Source organism: Nocardioides ginsengisoli (assembly GCF_039537225.1).
Lineage (GTDB): Bacteria > Actinomycetota > Actinomycetes > Propionibacteriales > Nocardioidaceae > Nocardioides > Nocardioides ginsengisoli.
The window spans coordinates 149,976-174,807 of sequence record NZ_BAABAC010000037.1 but is presented as its reverse complement, the minus strand read 5'-3'; the positions used below and the strand labels follow the sequence as shown (position 1 = coordinate 174,807).

Genomic DNA, 24,832 nt, shown 5'->3' with positions numbered 1-24,832 from the left:
ATGCCCACCCTCCGCTCAGCGACGTCCACCTCGGGCCGCAACATGGCCGGCGCCCGCGCCCTGTGGCGCGCCACCGGCATGACCGACTCGGACTTCGGCAAGCCGATCATCGCCATCGCCAACTCGTTCACCGAGTTCGTCCCCGGCCACGTGCACCTGCGTGACCTCGGCAAGATCGTCGCGGAGTCGGTCGTCGCCAACGGCGGCGTCGCCAAGGAGTTCAACACGATCGCCGTCGACGACGGCATCGCGATGGGCCACGGCGGCATGCTCTACTCGCTGCCCAGCCGCGAGCTGATCGCCGACGCGGTCGAGTACATGGTCCAGGCCCACTGCGCCGACGCGATCGTGTGCATCTCCAACTGCGACAAGATCACCCCCGGCATGCTGCTGGCGAGCCTGCGGCTCAACATCCCCGTCGTGTTCGTGTCCGGTGGTCCGATGGAGGCCGGCAAGACCGTCGCCATCGAGGGCATCGTCCACAGCAAGCTCGACCTGGTCGACGCGATGGTGGCCTCGGCCAACGAGGCGGTCACCGACGAGCAGCTCGACACGATCGAGCGCTCGGCGTGCCCGACCTGCGGCTCCTGTTCGGGCATGTTCACCGCCAACTCGATGAACTGCCTCACCGAGGCCATCGGCCTGTCCCTGCCGGGCAACGGCTCGACGCTCGCCACCCACGCCAAGCGCCGCGCGCTCTTCGAGGAGGCGGGCAAGGTCGTCATGGACCTGTGCCGTCGCTACTACGAGGACGACGACGAGTCGGTCCTCCCGCGCAATATCGCCACCCGCGAGGCCTTCGAGAACGCCGTCGCGCTCGACGTCGCGATGGGCGGCTCCACCAACACCGTGCTGCACCTGCTCGCGGCCGCGCGCGAGGCCGAGCTCGACTTCGACGTCCACGACATCGACGCGATCTCGCGCCGGGTGCCGTGCCTGGCCAAGGTCGCGCCCAACTCGCCGAAGTTCCACATGGAGGACGTCCACCGAGCCGGTGGCATCCCCGCCCTGCTCGGCGAGCTGCGCCGCGGCGGCGCGCTCCACGAGAACGTCCACTCGGTCCACTCCGCCACGATCGACGAGTGGCTCGACACCTGGGACATTCGCGGCAAGGCTCCGTCGGCCGAGGCGCTGGAGCTGTTCCAGGCCGCGCCGGGCGGCGTCCGCACGACCGAGCCCTTCTCGACCGAGAACCGCTGGGGCACGCTCGACACCGACGCGGCCGAGGGGTGCATCCGCGACTTCGAGCATGCCTACTCCGCCGACGGCGGCCTGGCGATCCTGACCGGCAACGTCGCCGTCGACGGCTGCGTCGTCAAGACCGCCGGCGTTCCCGACGACTGCCTGGTCTTCCACGGCACGGCGATCGTCTTCGAGTCGCAGGACGCCGCGGTCGAGGGCATCCTCGGCAAGAAGGTCGAGGCCGGCCACGTCGTCGTCATCCGCTACGAGGGCCCCAAGGGCGGTCCCGGCATGCAGGAGATGCTCTATCCGACGGCCTTCCTCAAGGGCCGCGGCCTGGGCCAGAAGTGCGCGCTGATCACCGACGGCCGGTTCTCCGGCGGCACCAGCGGCCTGTCCATCGGGCACATCTCGCCCGAGGCGGCCGGCGGCGGCACGATCGCGCTCATCGAGGACGGCGACCCGATCTCGATCGACATCCCCAACCGGACGATCCACCTCGACGTCGACGACCACACGCTCTTCGAGCGCAAGATCCGCCAGGAGAAGCGCGACAAGCCCTACACGCCGCTCGACCGCCAGCGCCCGGTGTCGGCCGCGCTGCGGGCCTACGCGTCGATGGCGACCGCGGCCTCCGACGGCGCCTACCGCCGCGTTCCCGAGTGATGGCGGGCTGAGGGTGGGGAAGGTCCACGCGCGGGTCGACGGACGCCTGCGGGAGTTCGTCGACGCGCAGCAGGTGTTCTTCGTGGCGACCGCGCCGCTCGCCGGCGACGGTCACGTCAACCTGTCGCCGCGCGGCATCCCGGGGACCTTCGGGATGGTCGACGAGACCACCTTCGCGTGGCTCGACGGCACGGGCAGCGGCAGCGAGACGATCGCCCACCTGCGTGAGAACGGCCGGATCACGGTCATGTTCTGCGCCTTCTCCGGTGCGCCCGATATCGTCCGCTTCCACGGCCGCGGGCGGGTGGTCAGCGTCTACGACGCCGACTACGCCGACCTCGCCGCCCGGTTCACCGACCTGCCCGGCGCCCGCGCGGTCGTCGTCGTCGACATCGAGCGGGTCTCCGACTCGTGCGGTTGGGGCGTGCCGTTGATGGACTACGCGGGCGAGCGCGAGCTGCTGGCGCCGTACTTCGAGCGGAAGGGCGTCGACGGCTCCGCCGACTATCGCCGCCGCAAGAACCGCACCAGCATCGACGGCCTGCCCGCCTTCGACTTCGACCCGCTCGACGCACCGACCTGAGGTGGACCCATGGACCAGCGGATCAGCTTCCTCACCCTCGCCGTCTCCGACCTCGACGCCTCCCGCGCGTTCTACCGCGACGGCCTCGGCTGGACGTCCGAGCTCGACGTCCCCGGCGAGGTGCTCATGTTCCGCGCGGGGGAGCACCTGGTGTTCTCGCTGTGGGAGCGCAGCCACTTCGAGGCCGAGGTCGGTACGACGCAGCGCGGCCCCGGCGTCGTCCCGCTGACCATCTCCCACAACCTGCCCACCCCTGAGGGCGTCGACGAGGTCCTCGCCACGGCCGAGCGGGCCGGCGCGACCTACGTCGAGCAGGGCACGCAGCGCGAGTGGGGCGGCTACTCCGGCTACTTCGCCGACCCCGACGGCTACCGCTGGGAGGTCGCCTACAACCCCGGCCCGGTGGGCCGGATCGTCCTGCCCTGACCGGGCCTCAGGCGTCGAGCAGCCCGCCTATCCGCCGCAGCACCTCGAGCAGGTGCCGCGAGAGCGGCGTCTCGTGGTCGGGCCGGTGCAGCGCGGCCAGCTCGCGGTGCATCGGCGGGTCGAAGCCGCGCGACACGACGCCCGGCAGCGGCATCCGGGCGGCGCCGACGCTGTGCCAGATGCACGAGGCGATCCCGCTGCCGACGGCCGCGAGCCAGACGTGCCGCTCGTCGGTCTCGACGGCGACCTCGGGCACCACGCCGCAGCCCGCGAAGAAGGCGTCGAGGGTCGCGCGGCGCGCCGTGCCGCCCGACGGCAGGACCAGGGGCACCCGCCCGAGGTCGGCCAGCGTCACCCGGTCCGGGAGGTCGAGCGCGGCGGGGGAGTAGAGCCGGACCTCCGCCCGGCCGATGACGACCCGCGCGAGGGTCGACGGCGACGACGAGTCGCACAGGCCCAGGTCCGCGCGCCCGGCCGTGACCAGGTCGGCGACCTCGGCGGAGCTGCCGCACCCCACCAGCCGCGTCGGTACGGCGACGCCGTGCTCGCGCAGCCCGGCCAGGATCGGCACCGCGACCGCCGCCTGCAGCGTCGGCGACGCGGCGATCACCAGCGGCGCCCCGCCGGGCGACGCGGCCGCCGAGGTGTGCAGCTCGTCGATGCTCTCGAGCACGGCCCGCGCCCGGCGCACGAACCGCTCGCCCTCGGCGGTCAGGACGACGCCGCGTCCGTCGCGCGCGAAGAGCGAGAGGTCGACCTCCCGCTCCAGCTGCCGCACCGCCCGGCTCAGGGCCGGCTGCGCGACGAACTGCGCGGCCGCCGCGGCGGTCATGCTGCCGTGCTCGGCCGTCGCGACGACGTACCGCAGCTGCTGGATGTTCATGGGCTCCCATGCCGATTGGGTCTTGGACGACGGGCGGGTGGCGCGCCAAATCTAGAACTCGTTCCAGCTGTGTGCACCCCCTCCGAGGAGAAGTCATGCGTCCCGTCCCTCTCGCCTCCCGGCTCGCCGTCGTCGGCGCGGCCCTCGCCGCCACCGTCGCCGCGACGATCGGCGGCTCGTCCGCGGCGCCCGCTGACCGGCTGCCGGCGCCCCCGGCCGCGAAGCCCGCCGCGTCGACCCCGCCGCTGGCCGGGCTCAAGGTCCTGATCACCAACGACGACAGCGCCCAGGGCCGCGACGCCGGTTTCGGCACCGACGGCAAGGGCCTCTACACGCTGCGCCACGCGCTGTGCGCGGCCGGCGCCGATGTCCTCGTCGTCGCGCCGTGGTCGCAGCAGAGCGGCGCGGGCGCCCGGATGACGCCGCCGGGCTTCGCCCCGGTGTCGATGACGGTCCAGCCGGTCACCGTGCCCGCGGCCTACGCCGGCGACTGCGTCGACGGCTCCACCGGCGGCGCCGTCTTCGGGGTCTGCCTCTCCGCTTCCCCGTGCGCCCAGGGGACGCCGTCCGCCTCGCCGGCCGACGCCGTCAACGTGGCGTTGAGCCGGTTCGCGGCGACCTACTGGCCCGGCGGGCCGGACCTGGTGCTCTCCGGCACCAACTTCGGCCAGAACATCGGCGCCACGCTCAACCACTCCGGCACCGTCGGCGCCGTCGTCACCGCCCACGAGTACGGCGTCCCCGCGATCGCCTTCAGCACGGAGGTGCCGCGCGACCTGGCGCAGATCCCGACCATGCCGTTCGCGCAGACCGCCGACTTCGCGGTCCGGCTGATCGGCGCGCTGCGCCAGCGCCGGCTGCTCACGGACGACCTGGCCCTCAACGTCAACCACCCGTTCGTCGCGCCCGGCGAGACGCTCGGCCGCCCGGTGCTCACCGACGTGGGCCGCAGCAGCGACCTCGGGCTGACCTTCCTCGACGACGTCGCGAAGACCGGCGGCACCTACCGCCTGGTCGCGGGGACGCCGGCGAAGGAGACCCGCCGCAACGCCGACACCACGGCGCTGGCGAACAACCGGATCCCGATCACCGTCCTCGACGGCGACTGGGGCAGGACGACCGGTCGCGGGCAGCTGGCCGCGCTGGTCGCGTCCCTGCGCTGAGGCGCGGGACGTCGGGAGGCGTCCGTCACGGTGGCAGACTTGGCCCCGTGACGGACGCCCTCGCGTCGCTGCTCTCCACGACGGTCGGCGACCTGGTCGCGGAGATCGAGCGCCTCCGCGCGCCCGCGCTGGCCGACGAGCCCGACGCCGTCCATCAGCTGCGCACCGCGGTGCGGCGGCTCCGCAACGTCCTCGCCGGCTTCCGGCGCTACTTCCGCGCCGAGCCGACGGCCGACCTGCGCGCCCGGCTGGCGTCGTACGGGACGCTGCTGGGCGACGGGCGCGACCTCGAGGTCCGCGCCGACGACTGCCGCCACGTCCTCGAGGAGCTCGGCCGCACCGACCTGCACGACGTGCTGGTCGGGCCGCTGCTCGCCGCGCATGCCACCGAGCACGAGCGGCTGGTGCTGTGGCACGACACCGACGAGGCGGCCGAGCTCGCTGCGTGTCTCGCCGCGTGGACCGAGCAGCCGCCGTTGCGGCGCAAGCGGGCCAAGAAGCCGGCGAAGAAGGCCGCGCGGGCCGTCGTACGACGGGAGGTGCGCCGCACCGTCGACGCCGCGGCCCAGGGCGAGACCTCCCACGAGGTGCGCAAGGCCGCGCGCCGGCTGCGCCACGTGGCGGAGGTGGCCGACGACGAGCGGGCGGCCCGGCTGGGCAAGGAGATCCAGGGCCGGCTCGGCGATCACCGCGACGCGCTGCTGCTCGCCGAGCACCTGTGGTCGTCGGGCGCTCCGGCCGCCGCGATCGCCCATGTCGAGGCCGCTGCGAGCCGCGCTCTGGAGGGTCTTCCGGAGGCGATCGGGCTGCTCGTGGCACTGGACAAGATCTGAGACTGCCGTCTTGACATCTGGGACGACGTGCGACACTTATTCGACGGCACGGTGTGCGAGGGCTACGGTGGTCCCATGCATGACCTGATTCTCGTACGCACCGGGCGCGCCGGCTGAGGCTGACCTCGTCAGACCCCACCAGCGCGTCCACCCCTCGTTGCCCAAGCACCGAGGGGTTTTTTGTTGAGTACGACGACCACCGCACCACAGACAAGGAACGACTCGGATGAGTGAGCAGCAGGGCGCGGGCGAGACCCTCACCGGAGCACAGAGCCTGGTCCGGTCGCTGGAGGCGGCCGGGGTCACCGACATCTTCGGCATCCCCGGCGGCGCGATCCTTCCGGCCTACGACCCGCTGATGGATAGCAGCATCCGGCACATCCTGGTCCGCCACGAGCAGGGCGCGGGCCACGCCGCGCAGGGCTACGCCGCCGCCTCCGGCCGGGTCGGCGTCTGCATGGCGACCTCGGGCCCGGGCGCGACCAACCTGGTCACCCCGCTCGCCGACGCCCACATGGACTCGCTCCCCATGGTCGCGATCACCGGTCAGGTCGGCGCCTCGCTGATCGGCACCGACGCGTTCCAGGAGGCTGACATCCGCGGCATCACGATGCCGATCACCAAGCACAGCTTCATGGTCACCGACCCCGCGGAGATCCCGACCAAGATCGCCGAGGCCTTCCACATCGCCTCGACCGGTCGCCCCGGCCCGGTCCTGGTCGACGTGACCAAGTCGGCGCTGCAGTCGCAGACCACCTTCCAGTGGCCGACCGAGATCAACCTGCCCGGCTACCGGCCGGTGACCCGGCCGCACGCCAAGCAGATCCGCGAGGCCGCGCGGCTCATCCTCGAGTCCCGCAAGCCCGTCCTGTACGTCGGCGGCGGCACCATCCGCTCCGGCGCCTCCAAGGAGCTCGCGACCCTCGCCGAGCTGACCGGCATCCCCGTGGTCACCACGCTGATGGCCCGCGGCGCCTTCCCCGACAGCCACCCGCAGCACCTCGGCATGCCCGGCATGCACGGCACCGTCGCCGCGGTCGCCGCGCTGCAGAAGAGCGACCTGATCATCAGCCTGGGCGCCCGCTTCGACGACCGCGTGACCGGCAACCTCGACTCCTTCGCGCCCGGAGCGAAGGTGATCCACGCCGACATCGACCCGGCCGAGATCGGCAAGAACCGCCACGCCGACGTCCCGATCGTGGGCGACGTCCGCGAGGTGCTCATCGACCTGATCACCACGCTCCGCACCGAGCAGGACGCCGGCAACACCGGCGACTACGAGGGCTGGGTGGCGTTCTGCGCCGGAGTGAAGAAGCAGTACCCGCTCGGCTACGACGCGCCCGCCGACGGCGGCCTCGCCCCGCAGTACGTCCTCGAGCGGCTCGGCGCGATCTCCGGCCCCGGCACGATCTACACCGCGGGCGTCGGCCAGCACCAGATGTGGGCCGCCCACTTCGTCAGCTACGAGCAGCCCAACACCTGGATCAACTCCGGCGGCCTCGGCACCATGGGCTTCTCGGTCCCGGCCGCGATGGGCGCGAAGGTCGCCATGCCCGACCACACGGTGTGGTCGGTCGACGGCGACGGCTGCTTCCAGATGACCAACCAGGAGCTCGCCACCTGCGCGATCAACAACATCCCGATCAAGGTCGCGGTCATCAACAACGAGTCGCTCGGCATGGTCCGGCAGTGGCAGACGCTGTTCTACAACAGCCGCTACTCCAACACCGACCTTCAGCGCCGTTCCCGGGGGGACTCGGGGGCGGAGCCCCCGAGCGTGCGGATCCCCGACTTCGTCAAGCTCGCCGACGCCTACGGCTGCGTGGGCCTGGCCTGCGAGTCGCCGTCCGACGTCGACGCCACGATCCAGAAGGCGATGGAGATCAACGACGTGCCCGTCGTCGTCGACTTCCGGGTCCACCGCGACGCGATGGTGTGGCCGATGGTCGCCGCCGGCACCAGCAACGACGACATCAAGTATGCGCGCGACCTCGCGCCGCAGTTCGACGAAGACGACCTCTGAGGAAGATCGACATGGCCAAGCACACCCTGTCCGTCCTCGTCGAGGACAAGCCCGGCGTCCTGGCGCGGATCTCCGCGCTGTTCAGCCGTCGTGGTTTCAACATCGAGTCCCTCGCGGTCGGCCCGACCGAGCACGAGGAGATCTCGCGGATGACGATCGTCGTCAACGTGGAGTCCTCGCCGCTCGAGCAGGTCACCAAGCAGCTCAACAAGCTGGTCGAGGTCATCAAGATCGTCGAGCTCGACCCGGGCGCCTCGGTGACCCGCGAGCTCGTGCTGGTCAAGGTCGGCGCCACCGCGGACAACCGCGGCGAGGTGCTCGACGTCGTCCAGCTGTTCAAGGCGAAGGTCATCGACGTCGCCTCCGACGCCGTCACGATGCAGATCGTCGGCAATGACGGCAAGATCCAGGACTTCCTGCGCGTGCTCGAGCCCTTCGGCATCCGCGAGCTCGTCCAGTCCGGCATGGTGGCCATCGGCCGCGGGTCCCGCTCGATCTCCGAGCGGGGCAAGCCCGTCGCCGTCCCGGTGCCGCCGGCCGCCAACGCCTGAATTCCCATCACCCCAACCCAGCAAGGAGAAGCCACCAGTGGCTGAGATCTACTACGACGACGACGCCGACCTGTCCCTGATCCAGGGCAAGCACGTCGCGGTCATCGGTTACGGCAGCCAGGGCCACGCCCACGCGCTCAACCTCCGCGACTCGGGCGTCGACGTCCGCGTCGGCCTGCAGGAGGGCTCGAAGAGCCGGGCGAAGGCGGAGGAGGAGGGCCTGCGCGTCCTCACGCCGCGCGAGGCCGCGGAGGAGGCCGACGTCGTCGTCATCCTCGCTCCCGACCAGGTGCAGCGTCACCTCTACGCCGACGAGATCGCCCCGGCGCTCACCGAGGGCGACACCCTCGTCTTCGGCCACGGCTTCAACATCCGCTTCGGCTACATCCAGCCCCCGGCCGGCGTCGACGTCATCCTCGTCGCCCCGAAGGCCCCGGGCCACACCGTGCGTCGCGAGTACGTCGCCGGCCGCGGCATCCCGGACATCATCGCCGTCGAGCAGGACGCCTCGGGCCAGGCCTGGGACCTCGCGAAGTCCTACGCCAAGGGCATCGGCGGCACCCGCGCCGGCGTCATCAAGACCACCTTCACCGAGGAGACCGAGACCGACCTGTTCGGTGAGCAGGCCGTCCTCTGCGGTGGCGTCTCGCACCTGGTGCAGGCCGGCTTCGAGACCCTGACCGAGGCGGGCTACCAGCCCGAGATCGCCTACTTCGAGGTCCTCCACGAGCTCAAGCTCATCGTCGACCTGATGTGGGAGGGCGGCATCGCCAAGCAGCGCTGGTCGGTCTCCGACACCGCCGAGTACGGCGACTACGTCTCCGGCCCGCGCGTCATCACCCCGGCCGTCAAGGACTCGATGAAGACGATCCTGGCCGAGATCCAGGACGGCACCTTCGCCGAGCGCTTCATCGCCGACCAGGACAACGGCGGCGTCGAGTTCCTCAAGCTGCGCGAGGAGGAGGCCGGTCACTCGATCGAGGCCACCGGCAAGGCGCTGCGCTCGCACTTCTCGTGGAGCCAGGTCGACGACGACTACACCGAGGGCTCGGCCGCGCGCTGACCCCCGCTCGTCGTACCGACACCCCCGGACCCGCACGGGCCGGGGGTGTCGTGCATTCCGGGGGCTGCGGGGTGGTCGCCGCGCATGTAACTCGGTGTTCGTGAAATCACCACAGGGTCATGACCGGTAACGACACCGCGGTGGATGACGAAGTGCCGTGGTGGATGAACGAACACCGAGTTACAAGGGTTCAGCCGCTCAGCGCGAGCACCACCGCGCCGCCGCCCACCAGCGCGATGCCCACCCACTGCATGCCCGACAGCCGCTCGCCGAGCAGGGTCACCCCGAAGATCGCCACCAGGACGACGCTCAGCTTGTCGACCGGCGCGACGAGCGACGCGTCGCCGATCTTGAGCGCCCGGAAGTAGCAGATCCACGACGCGCCCGTGGCCAGGCCGGAGAGCACCAGGAAGATCCACGACCGGACGCCGATCGCGCTCAGGCCGCCGGTGTCGAGCTTGCCGAGGGCGAGCAGGATCAGGCCGAGCGTCACCAGGATGACGATGGTGCGGATGAAGGTCGCGACGTCGGAGTCGATGTCCTTGACGCCGACCTTGGCGAAGATCGCGGTGAGCGCCGCGAACATGGCCGACAGCAGCGCCCAGAACCACCACGACGAGGTCAGGTCCATGGGCCGACGCTACTCCCGCCCCTGAGCGCGGGGCGGGAGCAGCGGATCGACGGCGGTTCAGCGCAGCGCGAGGGTGACGCTGGTGCCCTTCGAGGCGACGTCGGTCGTGGCGACCTGGTCACCGAACTGGCCGGCGGAGACCGGGCCTCCGGTGTCGACCACCAGCTGGTCGGCGTGGCCGCCGCCGGTGCCGATCAGGCGCTGGCGCACGGTCGATCCGGCCGGCTCGGTGAAGGTCGTCGTCGTCCCGGACCGGTCGGCCCAGACGGTGACCACCCAGTCACCGGGGGTGGTGACCAGCGGACTGTGGTGGCCGGTGGTCGTGGCCGTCTCGGCGCTGCCGGCGATCGCGGTCACCGGGCCGCTCGCCGAGGTCCCGGAGTAGGCGAGCACGGTCAGGGTCGCCTTCACCGCGGTCGCGCCGAGGCTGACGGTGACATTGCGTCCGGCGTCGTCCGCGGCGGCCACCTTCTGCCAGACGACCGTGGTCATCGCGTCGGTGGCGGCCGGCGCGCCGACCTGGGTCCACCCCGCCGGCGCCGGCGGTACGGCGGTCGTGGCCGCCGACACCACCGCGATCAGACCGTCGCCGGCCTGAGTGGTCGCCGGGATCGGCGACACGATCGTGGTCGCGTTGGTGACCTTGCCGGTCGAGTCGCGGTAGCCGATCTGGCTCTGCGGAGCCGCGATGGTCACCGGCTGGGTGACCGTCCCGGTCGCGCCGTCGTCGTCGGTCACGGTGAGCTTGACCTGGTAGGTGCCGGGCGTCGCGTAGACGTGGTTCGGCGTGATGCCCGAGCCGGTGGTGTTGTCACCGAAGTCCCAGGCCCAGGTCACGACCGTGCCGTCGGCGTCGGCCGAGCCGCTGCCGTCGAAGCTGCAGGCCTGGCCCGAGCAGGAGTTGGTGAACGAGGCGTTCGGCGCCAGGTTGGCCAGCGGGCCGAGGAACATGGTGCCGCTCGACCAGCCCTGGCTGGTGTCGATGCCGGTGCCGGTGACCTTGGTCCAGCCGCCGCTCGCGATGCCGTTCGAGACGGGCATGCTCCACAGGTCGTTGGTGGTCATGCCGGCCCACAGCTTGCCGTCGGCGTAGAAGAGGTTCCGTACGTCGTGCAGCAGCGGGAAGCTCGACGACGGCACGGAGAACTCGGCCGCCCCCACGACCAGGCTGTCGGGCGAGAACCACCGCCAGTTGACCTTGTTCTGGCCTGAGCGCGTGTAGTAGAGCCGGTGGTTGGCGTAGGCCATGCCGGTCACCGACGACAGCTGGCCGTAGAGCGTCGGGAAGCTGCCGCGGTAGGTCGCGGTCCCGCCGCCGCTGGTCACCGTGCTCCAGGTCGGGTCGTTGTAGGGGTCGATCACGTTGTCGGGCCCGAAGTTCGCGCCGTCGAAGTTGCGGTAGTGCATCCGGCCGTCGGTCGAGCCGTAGACCATCTTGTTGCCGATCATGAACGCGCCGCGGACGTTGTTCCAGTTGGTCCCGCCGGTCGTGGTGACGGTGGTCGACGCGGTGGCCGACGTGCCGGTGAAGGTGCGAGCCGTGGTCGCCGTACCGGACAGCCGGAACAGGGTGCGCGGCAGGGTCGGGTCGGGCTGCGAGACGGGTGCGTAGCCGCCGTCGATCGGGAAGAAGGCGAGCTTGGGCCGGTAGTAGAGGTGGTCGCCGATGTAGTCGGTGTCGCTGCCGACGTACAGGCCGTTGTCGGTGGCGAGCAGCTCCTCGGCGCCGTCACCGCGCGGGTTGCGGCCGGGGTTCCAGGTCAGCGGCATTCCGTTGTCGGGGTCGAGCGCGGCGAGGCCGGGGCGCGGCACCTGGCCGGGCTGCTGGTTGGCGCCGCTCTGCTGCGCGTTCATCCACTTCTGGTGCCCGCCGACGTAGACCGCGTTGTCGGCGATCGCCACGGAGAGCAGGGAGTCCTGGCCGGTCGCGGCCTGCCAGGTCGGCTGGATGTCCTGCCCGGTCGCGTTGACCTCGAAGCGTGCGGCCGAGTCGCACAGCGTGCCGTTGTAGCCGGCGCCGCTGGCTGCGACCACGAAGTACGAGCTGTCGGGTGAGGTGTCGACGTCGCGGACGTAGGAGTCGAAGGCGTTCTTCTGGCAGGCGGGCGTGTAGCGCGTGGTCGCCCAGTTGGGGTCGACGACGGCGCTGTCGGCGTTCAGGTCGATCATCGCCAGCTGGTCGCGGTTGAGCCCGTCGGCGTGCTTGAAGTTGCCGATCGCGACCAGCCGGGTGCCGTCGGGCGTGGCCGCGAGCTTGGCGACGCCGACCGGGGCCTGTGCCGTGCCGGAGGGCCAGTTGTGGTTGGTGTCGACGTTGACCTTCAGGTAGTCGTCGACCGCGCCGGTGGTCGCGTTCAGGGAGGCGAGGCCGCCGCGGGGGAGGGTCGCGACGGTGGTGAAGCTGCCGGCCAGCATCAGCCGGTTGCCGACGAGCGCGAGGTCGAGGATGCTGCCGTTGGGGCTGGGGTTCTGGAAGCCCGGCACCAGCGCACCGGTGGTGGTGTCGATCTTGATGATGTTGCGGACCTTCGTCGTCCCCGCGTTCTTGAACGTGCCCGCGACGTAGAGCGCGCTGCCGTCGGGCGAGGCCTGCAGGGCGACGACATAGCCGTCGAGCCGGGGCTGGAAGGTCTGGTCGATGACGCCGGTGACCCGGTCGTACTCGAAGAGGTACGGCATCGCCAGCTGCGCGCTGGTGCCGGCGTTCTGGATGGTCGTGAACTGGCCGCCCACGAACACCTTGCGCCCGACCTCCGCGATCGCCAGGGTCTTGCCGTCGAGGATGTTGGGTGTCACCGCCGGCACCGCCGACGGGATCAGGCGATGGTGCGCCTGGTCGGCGTTCGCGGGTGGGCCCGCGGCGGCGGTGACGAACAGCGCGGCGAGCATCGCCGAGACGAGTAGGACGATGCGGAATTGACGACTACGCACGGTTGGCCCCCAGGGTAAGTCGGTCGAGACCTCCCCGACGTTCGCACCAAACGAGGGCGCGCGACTCACCCATTTCGGGCAAGTACGACGACCGGCCCGCCCTGCTGCGCAGGGCGGGCCGATTGTTGGGGAGGTCCGCTCGAGCTACTTGACCTCGGAGCGGAGCACCAGCCGCAGGCCGATGAGGAGCGGGAGCCCGATCCACAGCAGCGAGGTGACGCCGAGCTGCGCCCACTCCTGGCCGGTGAGGCCGGAGTCGAACAGCAGGAAGCGGGTCTGGCTGAGGTCGAACCAGCCGGCGTTGTCAGCCCACCACTGCTGGGCGGAGGCGAGCGCGCCGGACAGGGTCGGGACCACCATGTTGACCACGAAGTAGCCGACGATCGCGGCGGGGGAGTTGCGGAACAGCAGGCCCAGCGCGAAGCCGAGCAGCATGCCGAGCTCGTTGGCCAGCACGATCTTGGCGAAGGCGCCGACCGAGATGTTCCAGACCGCGTCGTTGCCGGTGATGAGCGAGGTCACCAGGTTGCCGAGGGCACCGACGCTCAGCGCGACGAACATCGACACCGCGCCGATCACCACGATGTTGATGAGCTTGGCGCCGAGCACGCGGGGCCGGCTCGAGACCAGGGTGAACGTCGTCAGCGCGGTCCGCTGGCTCCACTCGCTGGTCACCGCGAGCACGCCGATGATCGGCAGCACGATCGACATCGGGCTGCCGATGGCGGCCGCGAAGGAGTCGAAGGTCAGCGTGTCCCGGTTGCCGAGGACGACGGTGAGGACGGTGGCGATCACCGAGGCGATCACGATGCTGGCCATCAGCCAGAAGCCGGAGCGGGTGTCGAACATCTTGCGCAGCTCGACCCGCAGCACCCGGCGGAACGGGGTGGGCGCCGGCGCCGGACGCGTCCGGACGGCGGTCGGTACGACGTCGGTGACGGCGTCGAGGGTGGTGGCGGTCATGCCGCTGCTCCTTCGGTCTTCGCGGTGGTGGCGTGGTTGACGGACTCGCGCTGGCTCTCGGCGGTGAGCGCGAGGAACATCTCCTCGAGGCCGGCGCCGTCGGCGGCACGCAGCTCGGTGACGGCGATGCCCGCGGCGAAGGCCGCCTGGCCGACGCGGGAGAGCTCGGCCTCGGCGAGGACGGCGCCGCCCGACGTGGGACGCGCGGCGATGCCGGCCGCCTGGAGCGCGCCGGCGAGCGCCGTACCGTCGGCGGACCGGACCAGCGTGCCGGCGCCGGCGAGCAGCTCGTCCTTGGTGCCCTCGGCGACGATCCGGCCGTTGCCGATGACCACGATGTCGTCGGCGATGACCTCGATCTCGTGCAGCAGGTGGCTGGAGAGAAGCACGGTGCCGCCCTGGTCGGCGAAGTCGCGGAGCAGGTCGCGCATCCAGCGGATGCCCGCCGGGTCGAGGCCGTTGGCCGGCTCGTCGAGGATGAGGACCTCCGGGTCGCCCATCAGCGCGGTGCCGATGCCGAGGCGCTGGCGCATGCCGAGGGAGTAGTTGCGGACCCGGCGGCTGGCCTCGTCGGGGGTGAGGCTGACCCGGTCGAGCATCTCGTCGACCCGGGTGCGGGGCAGGCCCATGGTCAGTGCGGCGATGGTCAGGATCTCCCGGCCGGTGCGGCCCGCGTGCTGCGCGGACGCGTCGAGCAGGACGCCGACCTCGCGGCCCGGGTCGGGCAGCTCGGCGAAGCGGCGGCCCAGGACGCGGACCTGGCCGCTGCCCGCGGGCGTGAGGCCGACCATGACCCGCATGGTGGTGGACTTGCCGGCGCCGTTGGGGCCGAGGAACCCGGTGACCCGGCCCGGCCGCGCGGTGAACGACACGTCGTCGACGGCCGTGAAGCTGCCGTAGGACTTGGAGAGGGACTCGACTGTGATCATGGCGAGAAGCCTGTCCCGGGGCGGCCTGCCGTCGCTTCGGGCAGATCCCCGGACCCGCCCCTGAGCCGGACCCCCGGCCCCCTAGGGGGTGCCTCCGGGAAGGTTTCGGGGGCGCGCCGCGTTGGAGCCCCCGTGCGTATCGAGATCTGGGCCGACGTCGTGTGTCCGTGGTGCTACATCGGCAAGCGCCGACTGGAGAACGCCCTCAAGGGCTTCGACCACCGTGACGAGGTGGAGCTGGTCTACCGCTCCTACGAGCTCGACCCCTTCGCCCCGGAGGTCGGCACCGAGTCGACGGTGACCGTGCTGGGCCGCAAGTTCGGCGCCGACGAGGCCGGCACCCGCGAGATGATGGGCCACGCCGACGCCGTCGCGGCCGAGGAGGGTCTCGTCTTCGCGCACGCCGACGCGCTGCACGCCCGCACCCTCACCGCCCACCGGCTGCTGCACCTGGCCAAGTCCGAGGGGCGTCAGGAGGCGCTGCTCGAGGAGATCCTCGCGGCGTACTTCACCCGCGGCGAGTCGCTCGGCGACCACGACGTGCTTCGCCGCGCGGCCGCCGGCGCCGGGCTCGACCCGGCCCGCGTCGACGACGTCCTGGCGAGCGACGAGTTCCGCGACGACGTCCTGGCCGACGTGGCGCAGGCGCGCGCCTACGGCTCGAGCGGCGTGCCCTTCTTCGTGCTCGACGGGCGCTACGGCATCTCCGGCGCGCAGCCGACCGAGCTGTTCGAGCAGGCGCTGGCGCAGGCGTGGGAGACGCGCGAGAGCGCTTGATCTGGGGGTGTGGGAATCCCCTCTTCAGCGGGGATTCCTGCGCTTCCTGACCGTTGCAACGGTCAGGAAGCGCAAGAAGCCGTCAGGAAGTGCCCCTCACGGGAGCAGCAGGACGACGGTCTCGGCGACGCAGGCGGGCTTGTCCTCGCCCTCGATCTCGATGGTGTGCTGCACGGTGAGCTGCTTGCCGCTGGGGATGTCGACGACCTCGCCCATCTTCACGTGCAGCCGGATCCGCTTGCCGACGAGCACCGGGTGCGGGAACCGGACCTTGTTGACGCCGTAGTTGAGCTTGGCGCCGGGGGTGCGCAGGGTGAACACCTGGCTGCCGAGCCACGGCACGAGCGAGAGCGTCAGGTAGCCGTGGGCGATGGTGCCGCCGAAGGGGCCCTCCTTGGCGCGCTCCATGTCGACGTGGATCCACTGGTGGTCGCCGGTGGCGTCGGCGAACTGGTTGACGCGGCGCTGGTCGATGGTGACCCACTCGCTGCTCCCGAGCTCGGTCCCGGCCGCCTCGGCCACCTCGTCGAACGTGGTGAAAACGCGCATCGCCATCGGCTCCTTCGTGGTCGGTGAGAATGCCTGAACAGTCGGCTCCGACCCTAGCCGTCAGGGGAGGTCCGTCTCGACGTGGTCCGCGGAGCAATGTCTCGTTAGGTGAGCCTCTATTAGGTGAGCCTAAGCATAGAGGCGTACATTGACGGACGTGCTCGCGAACTTCCTGATCGGCTTGCGTGAGGGCCTCGAGGCGGCCCTGGTGGTCAGCATCCTCGTGGCCTACCTGGTCAAGTCCGACCGCCGTGAGCTGCTGCCCCGGATCTGGGCGGGCGTCGGCCTCGCCGTCGCGGTCGCCCTCGCGTTCGGCGCAGTGCTCACCTTCGGCCCGAGCGGGCTGACCTTCGAGGCGCAGGAGGCGATCGGCGGCAGCCTGTCCGTCCTGGCCGTGGTGTTCGTGACCTGGATGATCTTCTGGATGGCCACCGCCGCGCGCGGCCTGGGCGCCGAGCTGCGCGGCCAGATCGACCGGGCCGCGGACGCCGGGCGCTGGTCGCTGGCGTTCGTGGCGATGCTCGCCGTCGGTCGTGAGGGCCTCGAGACGGCGCTCTTCCTGTGGGCCGCTACCAAGGCCGGCACCCGCGAGAGCGTGGGCTCGGTGACGCCGACCTGGGAGCCGCTCCTCGGCGCCCTGCTCGGCCTGCTCGTCGCCGTCGCGCTCGGCTACCTCATCTACCGGGGCGCGATCCGCCTCAACCTCAGCGTCTTCTTCACCTGGACCGGCGCCTTCCTCATCATCGTGGCCGGCGGCGTCCTCGCCTACGGCGTGCACGACCTGCAGGAGGCGGGCATCCTGCCGGGCCTGCACGACCTCGCCTTCGACGTCTCGGCCGCGATCCCGCCGTCGTCCTGGTACGGGACGCTCCTCAAGGGCGTCTTCAACTTCTCGCCGGCCACGACCCGGCTCGAGGCCCTCGTCTGGACGCTGTACGTCGTCCCGGTCGGCGCCCTCTTCCTCTTCCGCACCCGCGCCCGCACGCGTCCCTCGACGCCGGTCGCGTCCTGACCCCCTCAGCTACGGAGACCGACGAAACATGCGCAAGACCCTGCTCGCCTCGGTGGCGGCGATGGCCGCCGTGCCGGTGCTGGCCGCGTGCACCCAGAACGCGACCGACGGTGCGACGTCGAAGAGCGGCGACGCCCGGGCCCTGACCGTCACCTCCGACGCGAAGGCCTGCACGCTGTCGGCGGTCAAGGCGCCGGCCGGCACGCTCACCTTCGACGTGACCAACACCGGATCCGACGTCACGGAGTTCTACCTGCTGGGCGAGGACGGCCTGCGGATCGTCGGCGAGGTCGAGAACATCGGCCCCAACCTGACCAAGAAGCTCACCGTCAACGCGCCCGCCGGGAAGTACGTCACCGCCTGCAAGCCGGGCATGGTGGGCGCGGGCATCCGCGCCGTGTTCACGGTCGAGCCGTCCGGCGAGAAGGTGAAGGTCGACGCGTCCGAGCAGGAGCTCGTCGACCAGGCGGTGAAGAACTACCGTGCCTACGTCCAGGACCAGTCCGCGCAGCTGCTGGAGAAGACGAAGCAGTTCGTCGACCTCTACCAGGCCGGCAAGGACGCCGACGCCCGCGCGCTCTATCCGGTCGCCCGCGAGCACTGGGAGCGGATCGAGACCGTCGCCGAGTCGTTCGGCGACCTCGACCCCAAGACCGACGCCCGCGAGGCCGACGTCGACTTCGCCGCCGGCGAGAAGTGGACCGGCTGGCACGCGATCGAGAAGGACCTGTGGCCGGCCCGCGCGAAGGGCTACACGGCGTTCACGCCCGCCCAGCGCACGACGTACGGCGACGACCTGGTCGCCAACGTGACGGAGCTGAACAAGCGGATCCAGGCCACCGGCGAGGGCGCGCTGAGCTATCCGATCGACGCGATCGCCAACGGCTCCCGCGGCCTGCTCGAGGAGGTCGCGAAGGGCAAGGTCACCGGCGAGGAGGAGTTCTGGTCGCGCACCGACCTCTGGGACTTCCAGGCCAATGTCGACGGCGCCCGGGTCGCGTTCGAGGGCGTCAAGCCGATCCTCGACACCAAGGACCCGGCCCTCGCGAAGCAGCTCGCCGCCCGCTTCGCCGACCTGCAGAAGCTGCTCGACAGCCACCGCAAGGGTGACGGCTTCGTCACCTACGACCAGCTCGGCAAGGACGACGTCGACGCGCTCGCCGCGGCCGTCAACGCGCTCGCCGAGCCGCTGTCGCACCTCACCGCCGCGGTCGTCTCCTAGGCATGGCGACGCTCAGCAGGCGCGGGCTCCTCGGCGGCGGCGTGGCCGCCGCCGGGGTCGCCGGCGCGTTCGCGGTGGGGCATGCGACGGCCGCGGAGCCCGAGGCGACGCCGGCCGTGTCGTCGTACCCCTTCCGGGGGGAGCGGCAGGCCGGCATCGTCACGCCGGCCCAGGACCGGCTCCACTTCGTGGCGCTCGACGTCACCACCGAGGACCGCGCCGAGCTCGTCGACCTGTTGAAGCGCTGGACCGACGCCGCCGAGCGGATGACGCAGGGCGCCCCGGCCGGCCCGATCGGTCCCGTCGAGGGCGCCTCCGACGCGCCGCCGGACGACACCGGCGAGGCGATCGGCCTGCCCGCGAGCCGGCTCACCATCACCTTCGGCTTCGGGCCGACCCTGTTCCGCGACGCCGAGGGCCGCGACCGTTTCGGGATCGCCGACCGCCGGCCGGAGGCGCTCGAGCCGCTGCCGCACTTCCGCGGCGACATCGACGACCCGCGCCGTAGCGGGGGAGACCTCTGCATCCAGGCGTGCGCCGACGACCCGCAGGTCGCCGTCCACGCGATCCGCAACCTGGTCCGGATGGGCTTCGGTACGACGCGCGTGCGCTGGTCGCAGCTCGGCTTCGGCCGCACGTCGACGACGTCGACCAGCCAGGACACGCCGCGCAACCTGTTCGGCTTCAAGGACGGCACCGCGAACGTCAAGGCCGAGGAGACGGCTGCGCTCGACCAGCACATCTGGGTGGGCCCCGGCGACGACGCGGCCGCGGGCTGGCTGACCGGCGGCTCCTACCTGGTGACCCGCCGGATCAACATGACCATCGAGGTCTGGGACCGCCAGTCGCTGGGCGACCAGGAGGCCTTCGTCGGCCGCACCAAGGACACCGGTGCGCCCCTGTCGGGCGGCAAGGAGTCCAGCAGGCCGGACTTCAAGATGCACGGCAGCCAGGGGCCGATCATCCCGGTCGACGCGCATGTGCGGGTCGTCCACCCGGACTTCAACGACGGCGTGCGGATGCTGCGTCGCGGCTACAACTTCGTCGACGGCACCGACGACTTCGGCGGCCTCAACGCGGGCCTGTTCTTCATGGCCTACGTGCGCGACCCGCGGACCCACTTCATCCCCGTGCAGCGGGCGATGGCGGCGAGCGACGCGATGATGGAGTACCTCAAGTTCACGGGGTCGGCGCTGTTCGCCGTACCGCCGGGTGTGCGGGCGGGCGAGCACGTGGGCCAGGCCCTGTTCTCATAGTGCGACCCGCCCCCTGGCGGGGGAGTAAGGTGACGGGGACGCACAGCGCCGTGCTCGCCTCATCCGCACGATCCTGCAAGGACATCGCTGTGACCGACCGTCCCGTCGTACTCATCGCCGAAGAGCTCAGCCCCGCGACCGTCGAGGCGCTGGGCCCGGACTTCGAGATCCGGTACTGCAACGGCGCCGACCGCGCCGAGCTGCTGCCGGCGATCGCCGAGGCCGACGCGATCCTGGTCCGCTCGGCGACCAAGGTCGACGCCGAGGCGCTGGCGGCGGCGAAGCGGCTCAAGGTCGTCGCGCGCGCGGGCGTGGGCCTCGACAACGTCGACGTCCGGGCGGCGACCCAGTCGGGCGTGATGGTGGTCAACGCGCCGACGTCCAACATCATCTCGGCGGCCGAGCTTGCGGTCGCGCTGATGCTCGCCGCGGCCCGGCACGTCTCGCCGGCCCACGCGGCGCTGCGCAACGGCGAGTGGAAGCGGTCGAAGTACACCGGCATCGAGCTCTACGAGAAGACCCTCGGCATCGTCGGCCTCGGCCGGATCGGCGTCCTGGTGGCGCAGCGGCTGACGGCGTTCGGGATGAACGTCATCGCCTACGACCCCTACGTCCAGGCGGGCCGCGCGGCCCAGGTCGGCGTCCGGCTGGTCGACCTCGACACCCTGATGGCGGAGGCCGACTTCATGTCGGTCCACCTGCCCAAGACGGCCGAGACGATCGGCCTCATCGACGCGGCCGCGCTGGCCAAGGCCAAGCCCTCGCTGGTGCTCGTCAACGCCGCGCGCGGCGGCATCGTCGACGAGGAGGCGCTCTACGACGCCCTCAAGACCGGCCGGATCGCGGCCGCCGGCCTCGACGTCTTCGCCCAGGAGCCGTGCACCGACAGCCCGCTCTTCGAGCTCGACAACGTCGTCGCCACGCCCCACCTGGGCGCCTCCACCGACGAGGCCCAGGAGAAGGCCGGCCTCGCGGTCGCCCGGTCGGTCCGCCTCGCACTGTCCGGCGAGCTGGTGCCCGACGCGGTCAACGTCCAGGGCGGCGTGATCGCCGAGGACGTGCGCCCCGGCATCCCGCTCACCGAGAAGCTCGGCCAGATCTTCACCGCCGTCGCCGGCGAGGTCGCCCAGCAGCTCGACGTCGAGGTCCGCGGCGAGATCGCCGACCATGAGGTCAAGGTGCTCGAGCTGGCCGCCCTCAAGGGCGTGTTCAGCAGCGTCGTCGAGGACCAGGTGTCCTACGTCAACGCCCCGCTGCTCGCGGCCGAGCGCGGCATCGCCGTCCGCCTGGTCACCGACCACGAGGCCGGTGACCACCGCAACCTGATCACGCTGCGCGGCACCCTCGCCGACGGCACGCAGGTGTCGGTCAGTGGCACCCTCGTCGGCATCGCGCAGAAGGAGCGGCTGGTCGAGGTCAACGGCTACTTCGTCGACATCGAGCCGACCGACCACCTCGCGTTCTTCACCTACGTCGACCGCCCCGGCATGGTCGGCACCGTCGGCGGCATCCTCGGCGAGGCCGAGGTCAACATCGCCGGCATGCAGGTCTCCCGCGACGCCAAGGGTGGCCAGGCGCTCGTCGCGCTGTCGGTCGACTCGGCGATCCCGGCCGACGCGCTCGACCAGATCGAGGTCGCGATCGAGGCGACGTCGATCCGGGCGGTCGACCTGGTCTGAGGCCGCTCAGGCCACCAGCACCGGCTCACTGCCCGACGCCGGCGCGGTCGCCCCGCCACGCCCGGAGGTGACGACCGCCCACGCCGCCGCGATCCGCTCGACCGCCTCGAGCAGCAGCGGCGTCGCGACGGCGTACGGGATGCGGACGTAGCGGTCGAGGCCGCCCTCCGGCGCGAACGACGGCCCCGGCGCGAGCAGGACGCCGTGCCGCTCGGCCTCCACCGACAGCGTGGTCGCCCCGGCCGCGGGCAGTCGGCACCACAGCGCCATGCCGCCGCTGGGCACGCGGAAGGACCAGTCGGGCAGGGCTTCGGCGAGGGCCGTGACGAGGGCGTCGCGCTGCTCGCGCAGTCGTTCCTTCTGCGCCCGGACGACGCCGTCCAGGTCGCCGGTCAGCAGCCGGGTCAGCACCAGCTGCTCGAGGACGGGGACGCCGAGGTCGAGTCCGACGCGGGCGCGGGTGAGCTGGTCGACGAGGCCGTGCGGAGCGCGGATCCACCCCAACCGGAGGCCGCCCCACACCGACTTGCTGGCGCTGCCGACGCAGACCGCGTCCTTGGCGTAGGCGGCGAAGGGGGTGTGCGTCGGGCCGGGGTCGAGCCCGAGCAGGTGGTGGGCCTCGTCGACGACGGGGGTGGCGCCGTGCGTCGCGAGCAGCCGTGCGTACGACGCCCGGTCGCGGTCGCTCATCACCAGCCCGGTCGGGTTGTGGAAGTCCGGCATCAGGTGCACCAGCCGCGGCCGGTGCCGCGCGAGCGCGCCCGCGACGGCGTCGAGGTCCCAGCCGGACGGGTCGAGCGCGAGGGTGGCGAGCCGGCCGCCGCCGGTGCGCAGCGCCCGCACCGCGTTGGGGTACGTCGGCGACTCGACCAGCACCTTGTCGCGCGGACCCGCGAGGGCGCTGCCGATGACCGCCGTCGCGGCCAGCGCGCCGGGGGTGACGATGATCTGCTCGGGGGCGGTGGGGAGTCCGCGGGCGTCGTACGTGGCGGCGACGGCGGCCTGCAGGTCGGGCATCCCGGCCGGGAAGTAGCCGTGGCCGCCCAGGTGGGCGGGCAGGTCGGCGGCCGCCTCGGCGTACACGGCGGCGATGCCGGGCGGTGCGGTCGCGGCCGCGCAGACCAGGTCGATGACGCCGTTGCCGACGTCGCTGGGCCACAGCGCGCGGTCGAGGGCGCGGGTCCGGCCGCCGGGCAGGCGGGTGAAGGTGCCCGAGCCCTGGCGCGCCTCGGCGTAGGAGGAGTCGCGCAGCACGGCGTACGCGCGGGTGACGGTCGTACGGGAGACGCCGAGGGCCTCGGTGAGGTCGCGTTCGCTCGGCAGCCGGGTGCCGTAGCCGATCCGGCCGTCGCCGATCAGCTCGCGCAGGGCGTCGGCCAGGCCGACATAGGCGGGGGAGCGGTCGAAGCCCTCGACGAGGGTGGCGAGGCGAGCGGCCGAGAGAGTGGACTGGCTCATGCAGGCCATTGCATCACGATTGGCTATTTGATGACAGTCCAATCGACACCACGATGGAGGACATGACCACGGTCCAGCTCGCCGATCTCGGCCCGATCACCCAGCTCCGCGCGGGACAGCTGCCCCGCCGACTCCTCCAGCTGTACGTCGGCCTGTGGCTCTACGGCGTCAGCCTGGCCCTCATGGTGCGCGGTCACATCGGCCTGGCACCGTGGGACGTCCTGCACTCCGGCGCGATCCGGCACATCCCGATCACGCTCGGGCAGGCGGTCGTGCTGTTCAGCTTCGTGGTGCTGGTCCTGTGGATCCCGCTGAAGGAGAAGCCCGGCCTCGGCACCATCTCCAACGCGCTCGTCATCGGCGTCGCGGCCGACGTGACGCTCGGGATGTTCGCGGCGCCCGACAACATGGTGGCGCGCGTCGCCCTGATGGCGAGCGGGATCCTGCTCTGCGCGCTGGCCACCGCGCTCTACATCGGCGCCCAGCTCGGACGCGGGCCGCGCGACGGACTGATGACCGGGCTCGCCCGTCGTACCGGCCTCTCGATCCGGCTGGTCCGCACCGCGCTCGAGGTCACCGTCGTCCTCCTCGGCCTGCTGCTCGGCGGGACGCTCGGCCTCGGCACCGTCGTCTTCGCGCTGACCATCGGGCCGATCACCCAGTGGCTGCTGCCGATCTTCCTCATCGACCTCGGCGAGGCCACCCCGCAGGCCGAGGTCGGTGACAACCCTGAACCCCACCCTGATTTGCTCCGCTGACCCTGCATGAAGCCGTGGTCGGCTGGATAGGCTCGGCTCCATGACCACCGACGGTTCCCAGGCTGCCGCCCCCGAGCCCACCCCGCTCGCACCCCCCGAGCCCGTCATCACGCTGACCGCGCCGGAGGCCCCGGCGCCCGTCGTGGAGACCCAGGCGCCCAAGATGGCCCCGCAGGTCGAGGCCACGATGGTGCCCGAGCTCGACGCGAAGGTCGACAGCTTCCTGACCTCGCTGACCGCCGCGAAGGCGGGCAGCCCGGAGTTCTCCGCGCAGGCCGAGAACGTCCGCACGATGGGCGACGCCGACATCCGCAAGGCCGCCGAGACGTCCAACCGGATGCTCGACAAGCCGGTCAACGCGCTCAAGACCGGCGGCATCGCGCAGGGCTCCAACGTCGGAAAGACGCTGCTCGAGCTGCGTCGTACGGTCGAGGACCTCGACCCCGCGCAGGCCACCGGCGTCAAGAAGTGGTGGGACAAGCTGCCCTTCAACGACAAGATGGAGGACTACTTCCGCAAGTACCAGTCCTCGCAGAGCGCCCTCAACGGCATCCTGCACGCGCTGCGCAGCGGCCAGGACGAGCTGACCCGTGACAACGTCGCGCTCAACCTCGAGAAGACCAACCTGTGGGCGGTCATGGGCCGGCTCAACCAGTACATCTACGTCGCCGAGAAGCTCGACGCCAAGCTCTCGGCCAAGATCGCCGAGCTCGAGCTGAGCGACCCCGAGACCGCGAAGACGCTGTCGCAGGACGTGCTCTTCTACGTACGCCAGAAGCACCAGGACCTGCTCACCCAGCTGGCCGTGTCGATCCAGGCCTACCTGGCGATCGACATCATCATCAAGAACAACATCGAGCTCATCAAGGGCGTCGACCGGGCCACCACGACGACCATCTCGGCCCTGCGTACGGCGGTCATCGTCGCCCAGGCGCTGAGCAACCAGAAGCTGGTGCTCGACCAGATCACGGCGCTCAACACCACGACGTCGGCGATGATCCAGCGCACCTCCGAGATGCTCAAGGAGAACTCCGCCGCGATCCAGGAGCAGGCGGCGTCGTCCACCATCGGGATGGAGCAGCTGCAGGCCGCGTTCGCCAACATCTACGCGACGATGGACTCGATCGACGAGTTCAAGCTCAAGGCCCTCGACAACATGTCGACGACGATCGGCGTCCTCGAGACCGAGGTGCAGAAGTCGAAGGCCTACCTCGACCGGGTCCAGCAGCACGACGCGCGCAACGCCGCCGGCACGCTCGACATCGGCTGACCAGGGATCGGGTTCGAGTAGAGG

At 71.4% G+C, this 24,832-nt stretch carries 21 protein-coding genes and 1 pseudogene; 15 read left to right on the top strand and 7 right to left on the bottom strand.

The window, feature by feature from the left end; genetic code table 11:
• Genes ilvD through AB4880_RS19420 form a run of 3 tightly spaced genes read left to right on the top strand, consistent with a single transcriptional unit; the run spans window position 1 to window position 2,857 of the window.
• Entirely contained in the window at window positions 1–1,848 is a 1,848-nt protein-coding gene (gene ilvD / locus AB4880_RS19430) for a dihydroxy-acid dehydratase (RefSeq protein ID WP_367920870.1), read from the top strand.
• Between the two features lie 13 nt (window positions 1,849–1,861).
• Window positions 1,862–2,431 carry a pyridoxamine 5'-phosphate oxidase family protein gene (locus tag AB4880_RS19425; RefSeq protein WP_367920869.1) on the top strand — a complete coding sequence of 190 codons (570 nt, stop codon included), beginning with the start codon at window positions 1,862–1,864 and terminating at the stop codon, window positions 2,429–2,431.
• 9 nt (window positions 2,432–2,440) lie between these two features.
• On the top strand, window positions 2,441–2,857 hold the full coding sequence (locus AB4880_RS19420; protein WP_367920868.1) for a VOC family protein: 417 nt from the start codon (window positions 2,441–2,443) through the stop codon (window positions 2,855–2,857).
• Between the two features lie 7 nt (window positions 2,858–2,864).
• On the opposite strand, the gene AB4880_RS19415 is transcribed toward AB4880_RS19420, so the two are convergent.
• On the bottom strand, window positions 2,865–3,740 hold the full coding sequence (locus AB4880_RS19415) for a LysR family transcriptional regulator (protein ID WP_367920867.1): 876 nt from the start codon (window positions 3,738–3,740) through the stop codon (window positions 2,865–2,867).
• Between the two features lie 95 nt (window positions 3,741–3,835).
• On the opposite strand from AB4880_RS19415, the gene surE reads away from it, so the two are divergent.
• The 5 genes and pseudogenes from surE (at window position 3,836) to ilvC (ending at window position 9,373) form a co-directional block, all read left to right on the top strand.
• Window positions 3,836–4,903 carry a 5'/3'-nucleotidase SurE gene (surE, locus tag AB4880_RS19410; protein WP_367920866.1) on the top strand — a complete coding sequence of 356 codons (1,068 nt, stop codon included), beginning with the start codon at window positions 3,836–3,838 and terminating at the stop codon, window positions 4,901–4,903.
• A 47-nt stretch (window positions 4,904–4,950) separates the two neighbouring features.
• The gene (locus AB4880_RS19405; RefSeq protein WP_367920865.1) at window positions 4,951–5,736 is read left to right on the top strand and encodes a CHAD domain-containing protein; all 786 of its coding nucleotides are present in this window, start codon (window positions 4,951–4,953) and stop codon (window positions 5,734–5,736) included.
• Window positions 5,737–5,959: 223 nt separating this feature from the next.
• Window positions 5,960–7,759: pseudogene (locus AB4880_RS19400) on the top strand (acetolactate synthase large subunit); the annotation flags it as partial.
• Between the two features lie 11 nt (window positions 7,760–7,770).
• Window positions 7,771–8,310, top strand: a complete 540-nt coding sequence (gene ilvN, locus AB4880_RS19395) for an acetolactate synthase small subunit (protein ID WP_367920864.1) — start codon at window positions 7,771–7,773, stop codon at window positions 8,308–8,310.
• Between the two features lie 37 nt (window positions 8,311–8,347).
• Window positions 8,348–9,373: a ketol-acid reductoisomerase gene (gene ilvC, locus AB4880_RS19390; RefSeq protein WP_367920863.1), complete on the top strand. Its 1,026-nt coding sequence runs from the start codon at window positions 8,348–8,350 to the stop codon at window positions 9,371–9,373.
• A gap of 190 nt (window positions 9,374–9,563) precedes the next feature.
• On the opposite strand, the gene AB4880_RS19385 is transcribed toward ilvC, so the two are convergent.
• The 4 genes from AB4880_RS19385 to AB4880_RS19370 form a co-directional block, all read right to left on the bottom strand.
• Window positions 9,564–10,004: an EamA family transporter gene (locus tag AB4880_RS19385; RefSeq protein ID WP_367920862.1), complete on the bottom strand. Its 441-nt coding sequence runs from the start codon at window positions 10,002–10,004 to the stop codon at window positions 9,564–9,566.
• Window positions 10,005–10,061: 57 nt separating this feature from the next.
• Window positions 10,062–12,935, bottom strand: a complete 2,874-nt coding sequence (locus AB4880_RS19380) for a PKD domain-containing protein (protein ID WP_367920861.1) — start codon at window positions 12,933–12,935, stop codon at window positions 10,062–10,064.
• Window positions 12,936–13,079: 144 nt separating this feature from the next.
• Window positions 13,080–13,898, bottom strand: a complete 819-nt coding sequence (locus AB4880_RS19375; protein WP_367920860.1) for an ABC transporter permease — start codon at window positions 13,896–13,898, stop codon at window positions 13,080–13,082.
• The gene (locus AB4880_RS19370) at window positions 13,895–14,827 is read right to left on the bottom strand and encodes an ABC transporter ATP-binding protein (protein WP_367920859.1); all 933 of its coding nucleotides are present in this window, start codon (window positions 14,825–14,827) and stop codon (window positions 13,895–13,897) included. The genes AB4880_RS19375 and AB4880_RS19370 overlap by 4 nt, the downstream gene beginning before the upstream one ends.
• 132 nt (window positions 14,828–14,959) lie before the next feature.
• On the opposite strand from AB4880_RS19370, the gene AB4880_RS19365 reads away from it, so the two are divergent.
• On the top strand, window positions 14,960–15,604 hold the full coding sequence (locus AB4880_RS19365; protein WP_367920858.1) for a DsbA family oxidoreductase: 645 nt from the start codon (window positions 14,960–14,962) through the stop codon (window positions 15,602–15,604).
• A 96-nt stretch (window positions 15,605–15,700) separates the two neighbouring features.
• On the opposite strand, the gene AB4880_RS19360 is transcribed toward AB4880_RS19365, so the two are convergent.
• Complete coding sequence (locus tag AB4880_RS19360; RefSeq protein WP_367920976.1) at window positions 15,701–16,153, bottom strand: MaoC family dehydratase; 453 nt, start codon at window positions 16,151–16,153, stop codon at window positions 15,701–15,703.
• A gap of 157 nt (window positions 16,154–16,310) precedes the next feature.
• Between AB4880_RS19360 and efeU the strand changes: the two genes are divergently transcribed.
• The 4 genes from efeU to serA all read left to right on the top strand — a co-directional run bounded on the left by efeU (window position 16,311) and on the right by serA (window position 21,322).
• The gene (gene efeU, locus AB4880_RS19355) at window positions 16,311–17,165 is read left to right on the top strand and encodes an iron uptake transporter permease EfeU (protein ID WP_367920857.1); all 855 of its coding nucleotides are present in this window, start codon (window positions 16,311–16,313) and stop codon (window positions 17,163–17,165) included.
• Between the two features lie 28 nt (window positions 17,166–17,193).
• Window positions 17,194–18,387, top strand: a complete 1,194-nt coding sequence (gene efeO / locus AB4880_RS19350; RefSeq protein WP_367920856.1) for an iron uptake system protein EfeO — start codon at window positions 17,194–17,196, stop codon at window positions 18,385–18,387.
• A gap of 2 nt (window positions 18,388–18,389) precedes the next feature.
• Window positions 18,390–19,643, top strand: a complete 1,254-nt coding sequence (gene efeB, locus AB4880_RS19345) for an iron uptake transporter deferrochelatase/peroxidase subunit (RefSeq protein WP_367920855.1) — start codon at window positions 18,390–18,392, stop codon at window positions 19,641–19,643.
• A gap of 89 nt (window positions 19,644–19,732) precedes the next feature.
• Window positions 19,733–21,322, top strand: a complete 1,590-nt coding sequence (gene serA, locus AB4880_RS19340) for a phosphoglycerate dehydrogenase (protein WP_367920854.1) — start codon at window positions 19,733–19,735, stop codon at window positions 21,320–21,322.
• A 6-nt stretch (window positions 21,323–21,328) separates the two neighbouring features.
• Here the strand turns inward: serA and yczR are convergent, their stop codons facing one another.
• The gene (yczR, locus tag AB4880_RS19335) at window positions 21,329–22,780 is read right to left on the bottom strand and encodes a MocR-like transcription factor YczR (protein WP_367920853.1); all 1,452 of its coding nucleotides are present in this window, start codon (window positions 22,778–22,780) and stop codon (window positions 21,329–21,331) included.
• A 62-nt stretch (window positions 22,781–22,842) separates the two neighbouring features.
• Between yczR and yczE the strand changes: the two genes are divergently transcribed.
• The gene (yczE, locus tag AB4880_RS19330) at window positions 22,843–23,538 is read left to right on the top strand and encodes a membrane protein YczE (RefSeq protein WP_367920852.1); all 696 of its coding nucleotides are present in this window, start codon (window positions 22,843–22,845) and stop codon (window positions 23,536–23,538) included.
• A gap of 40 nt (window positions 23,539–23,578) precedes the next feature.
• Entirely contained in the window at window positions 23,579–24,808 is a 1,230-nt protein-coding gene (locus AB4880_RS19325; RefSeq protein WP_367920851.1) for a toxic anion resistance protein, read from the top strand.
• Window positions 24,809–24,832 lie beyond the last annotated feature (24 nt).

Excerpts from the sequence above, each read along its gene's own strand:
- AB4880_RS19325 (WP_367920851.1), top strand. The coding sequence starts at position 23,579 with ATGACCACCGACGGTTCCCAGGCTGCCGCCCCCGAGCCCACCCCGCTC.
- surE (WP_367920866.1), top strand. The coding sequence starts at position 3,836 with ATGCGTCCCGTCCCTCTCGCCTCCCGGCTCGCCGTCGTCGGCGCGGCC.
- AB4880_RS19375 (WP_367920860.1), bottom strand. The coding sequence starts at position 13,898 with ATGACCGCCACCACCCTCGACGCCGTCACCGACGTCGTACCGACCGCC.
- AB4880_RS19415 (WP_367920867.1), bottom strand. The coding sequence starts at position 3,740 with ATGAACATCCAGCAGCTGCGGTACGTCGTCGCGACGGCCGAGCACGGC.
- AB4880_RS19385 (WP_367920862.1), bottom strand. The coding sequence starts at position 10,004 with ATGGACCTGACCTCGTCGTGGTGGTTCTGGGCGCTGCTGTCGGCCATG.
- efeO (WP_367920856.1), top strand. The coding sequence starts at position 17,194 with ATGCGCAAGACCCTGCTCGCCTCGGTGGCGGCGATGGCCGCCGTGCCG.
- AB4880_RS19360 (WP_367920976.1), bottom strand. The coding sequence starts at position 16,153 with ATGCGCGTTTTCACCACGTTCGACGAGGTGGCCGAGGCGGCCGGGACC.
- efeB (WP_367920855.1), top strand. The coding sequence starts at position 18,390 with ATGGCGACGCTCAGCAGGCGCGGGCTCCTCGGCGGCGGCGTGGCCGCC.
- AB4880_RS19370 (WP_367920859.1), bottom strand. The coding sequence starts at position 14,827 with ATGATCACAGTCGAGTCCCTCTCCAAGTCCTACGGCAGCTTCACGGCC.
- ilvN (WP_367920864.1), top strand. The coding sequence starts at position 7,771 with ATGGCCAAGCACACCCTGTCCGTCCTCGTCGAGGACAAGCCCGGCGTC.
- yczR (WP_367920853.1), bottom strand. The coding sequence starts at position 22,780 with ATGAGCCAGTCCACTCTCTCGGCCGCTCGCCTCGCCACCCTCGTCGAG.
- ilvD (WP_367920870.1), top strand. The coding sequence starts at position 1 with ATGCCCACCCTCCGCTCAGCGACGTCCACCTCGGGCCGCAACATGGCC.
- yczE (WP_367920852.1), top strand. The coding sequence starts at position 22,843 with ATGACCACGGTCCAGCTCGCCGATCTCGGCCCGATCACCCAGCTCCGC.
- AB4880_RS19420 (WP_367920868.1), top strand. The coding sequence starts at position 2,441 with ATGGACCAGCGGATCAGCTTCCTCACCCTCGCCGTCTCCGACCTCGAC.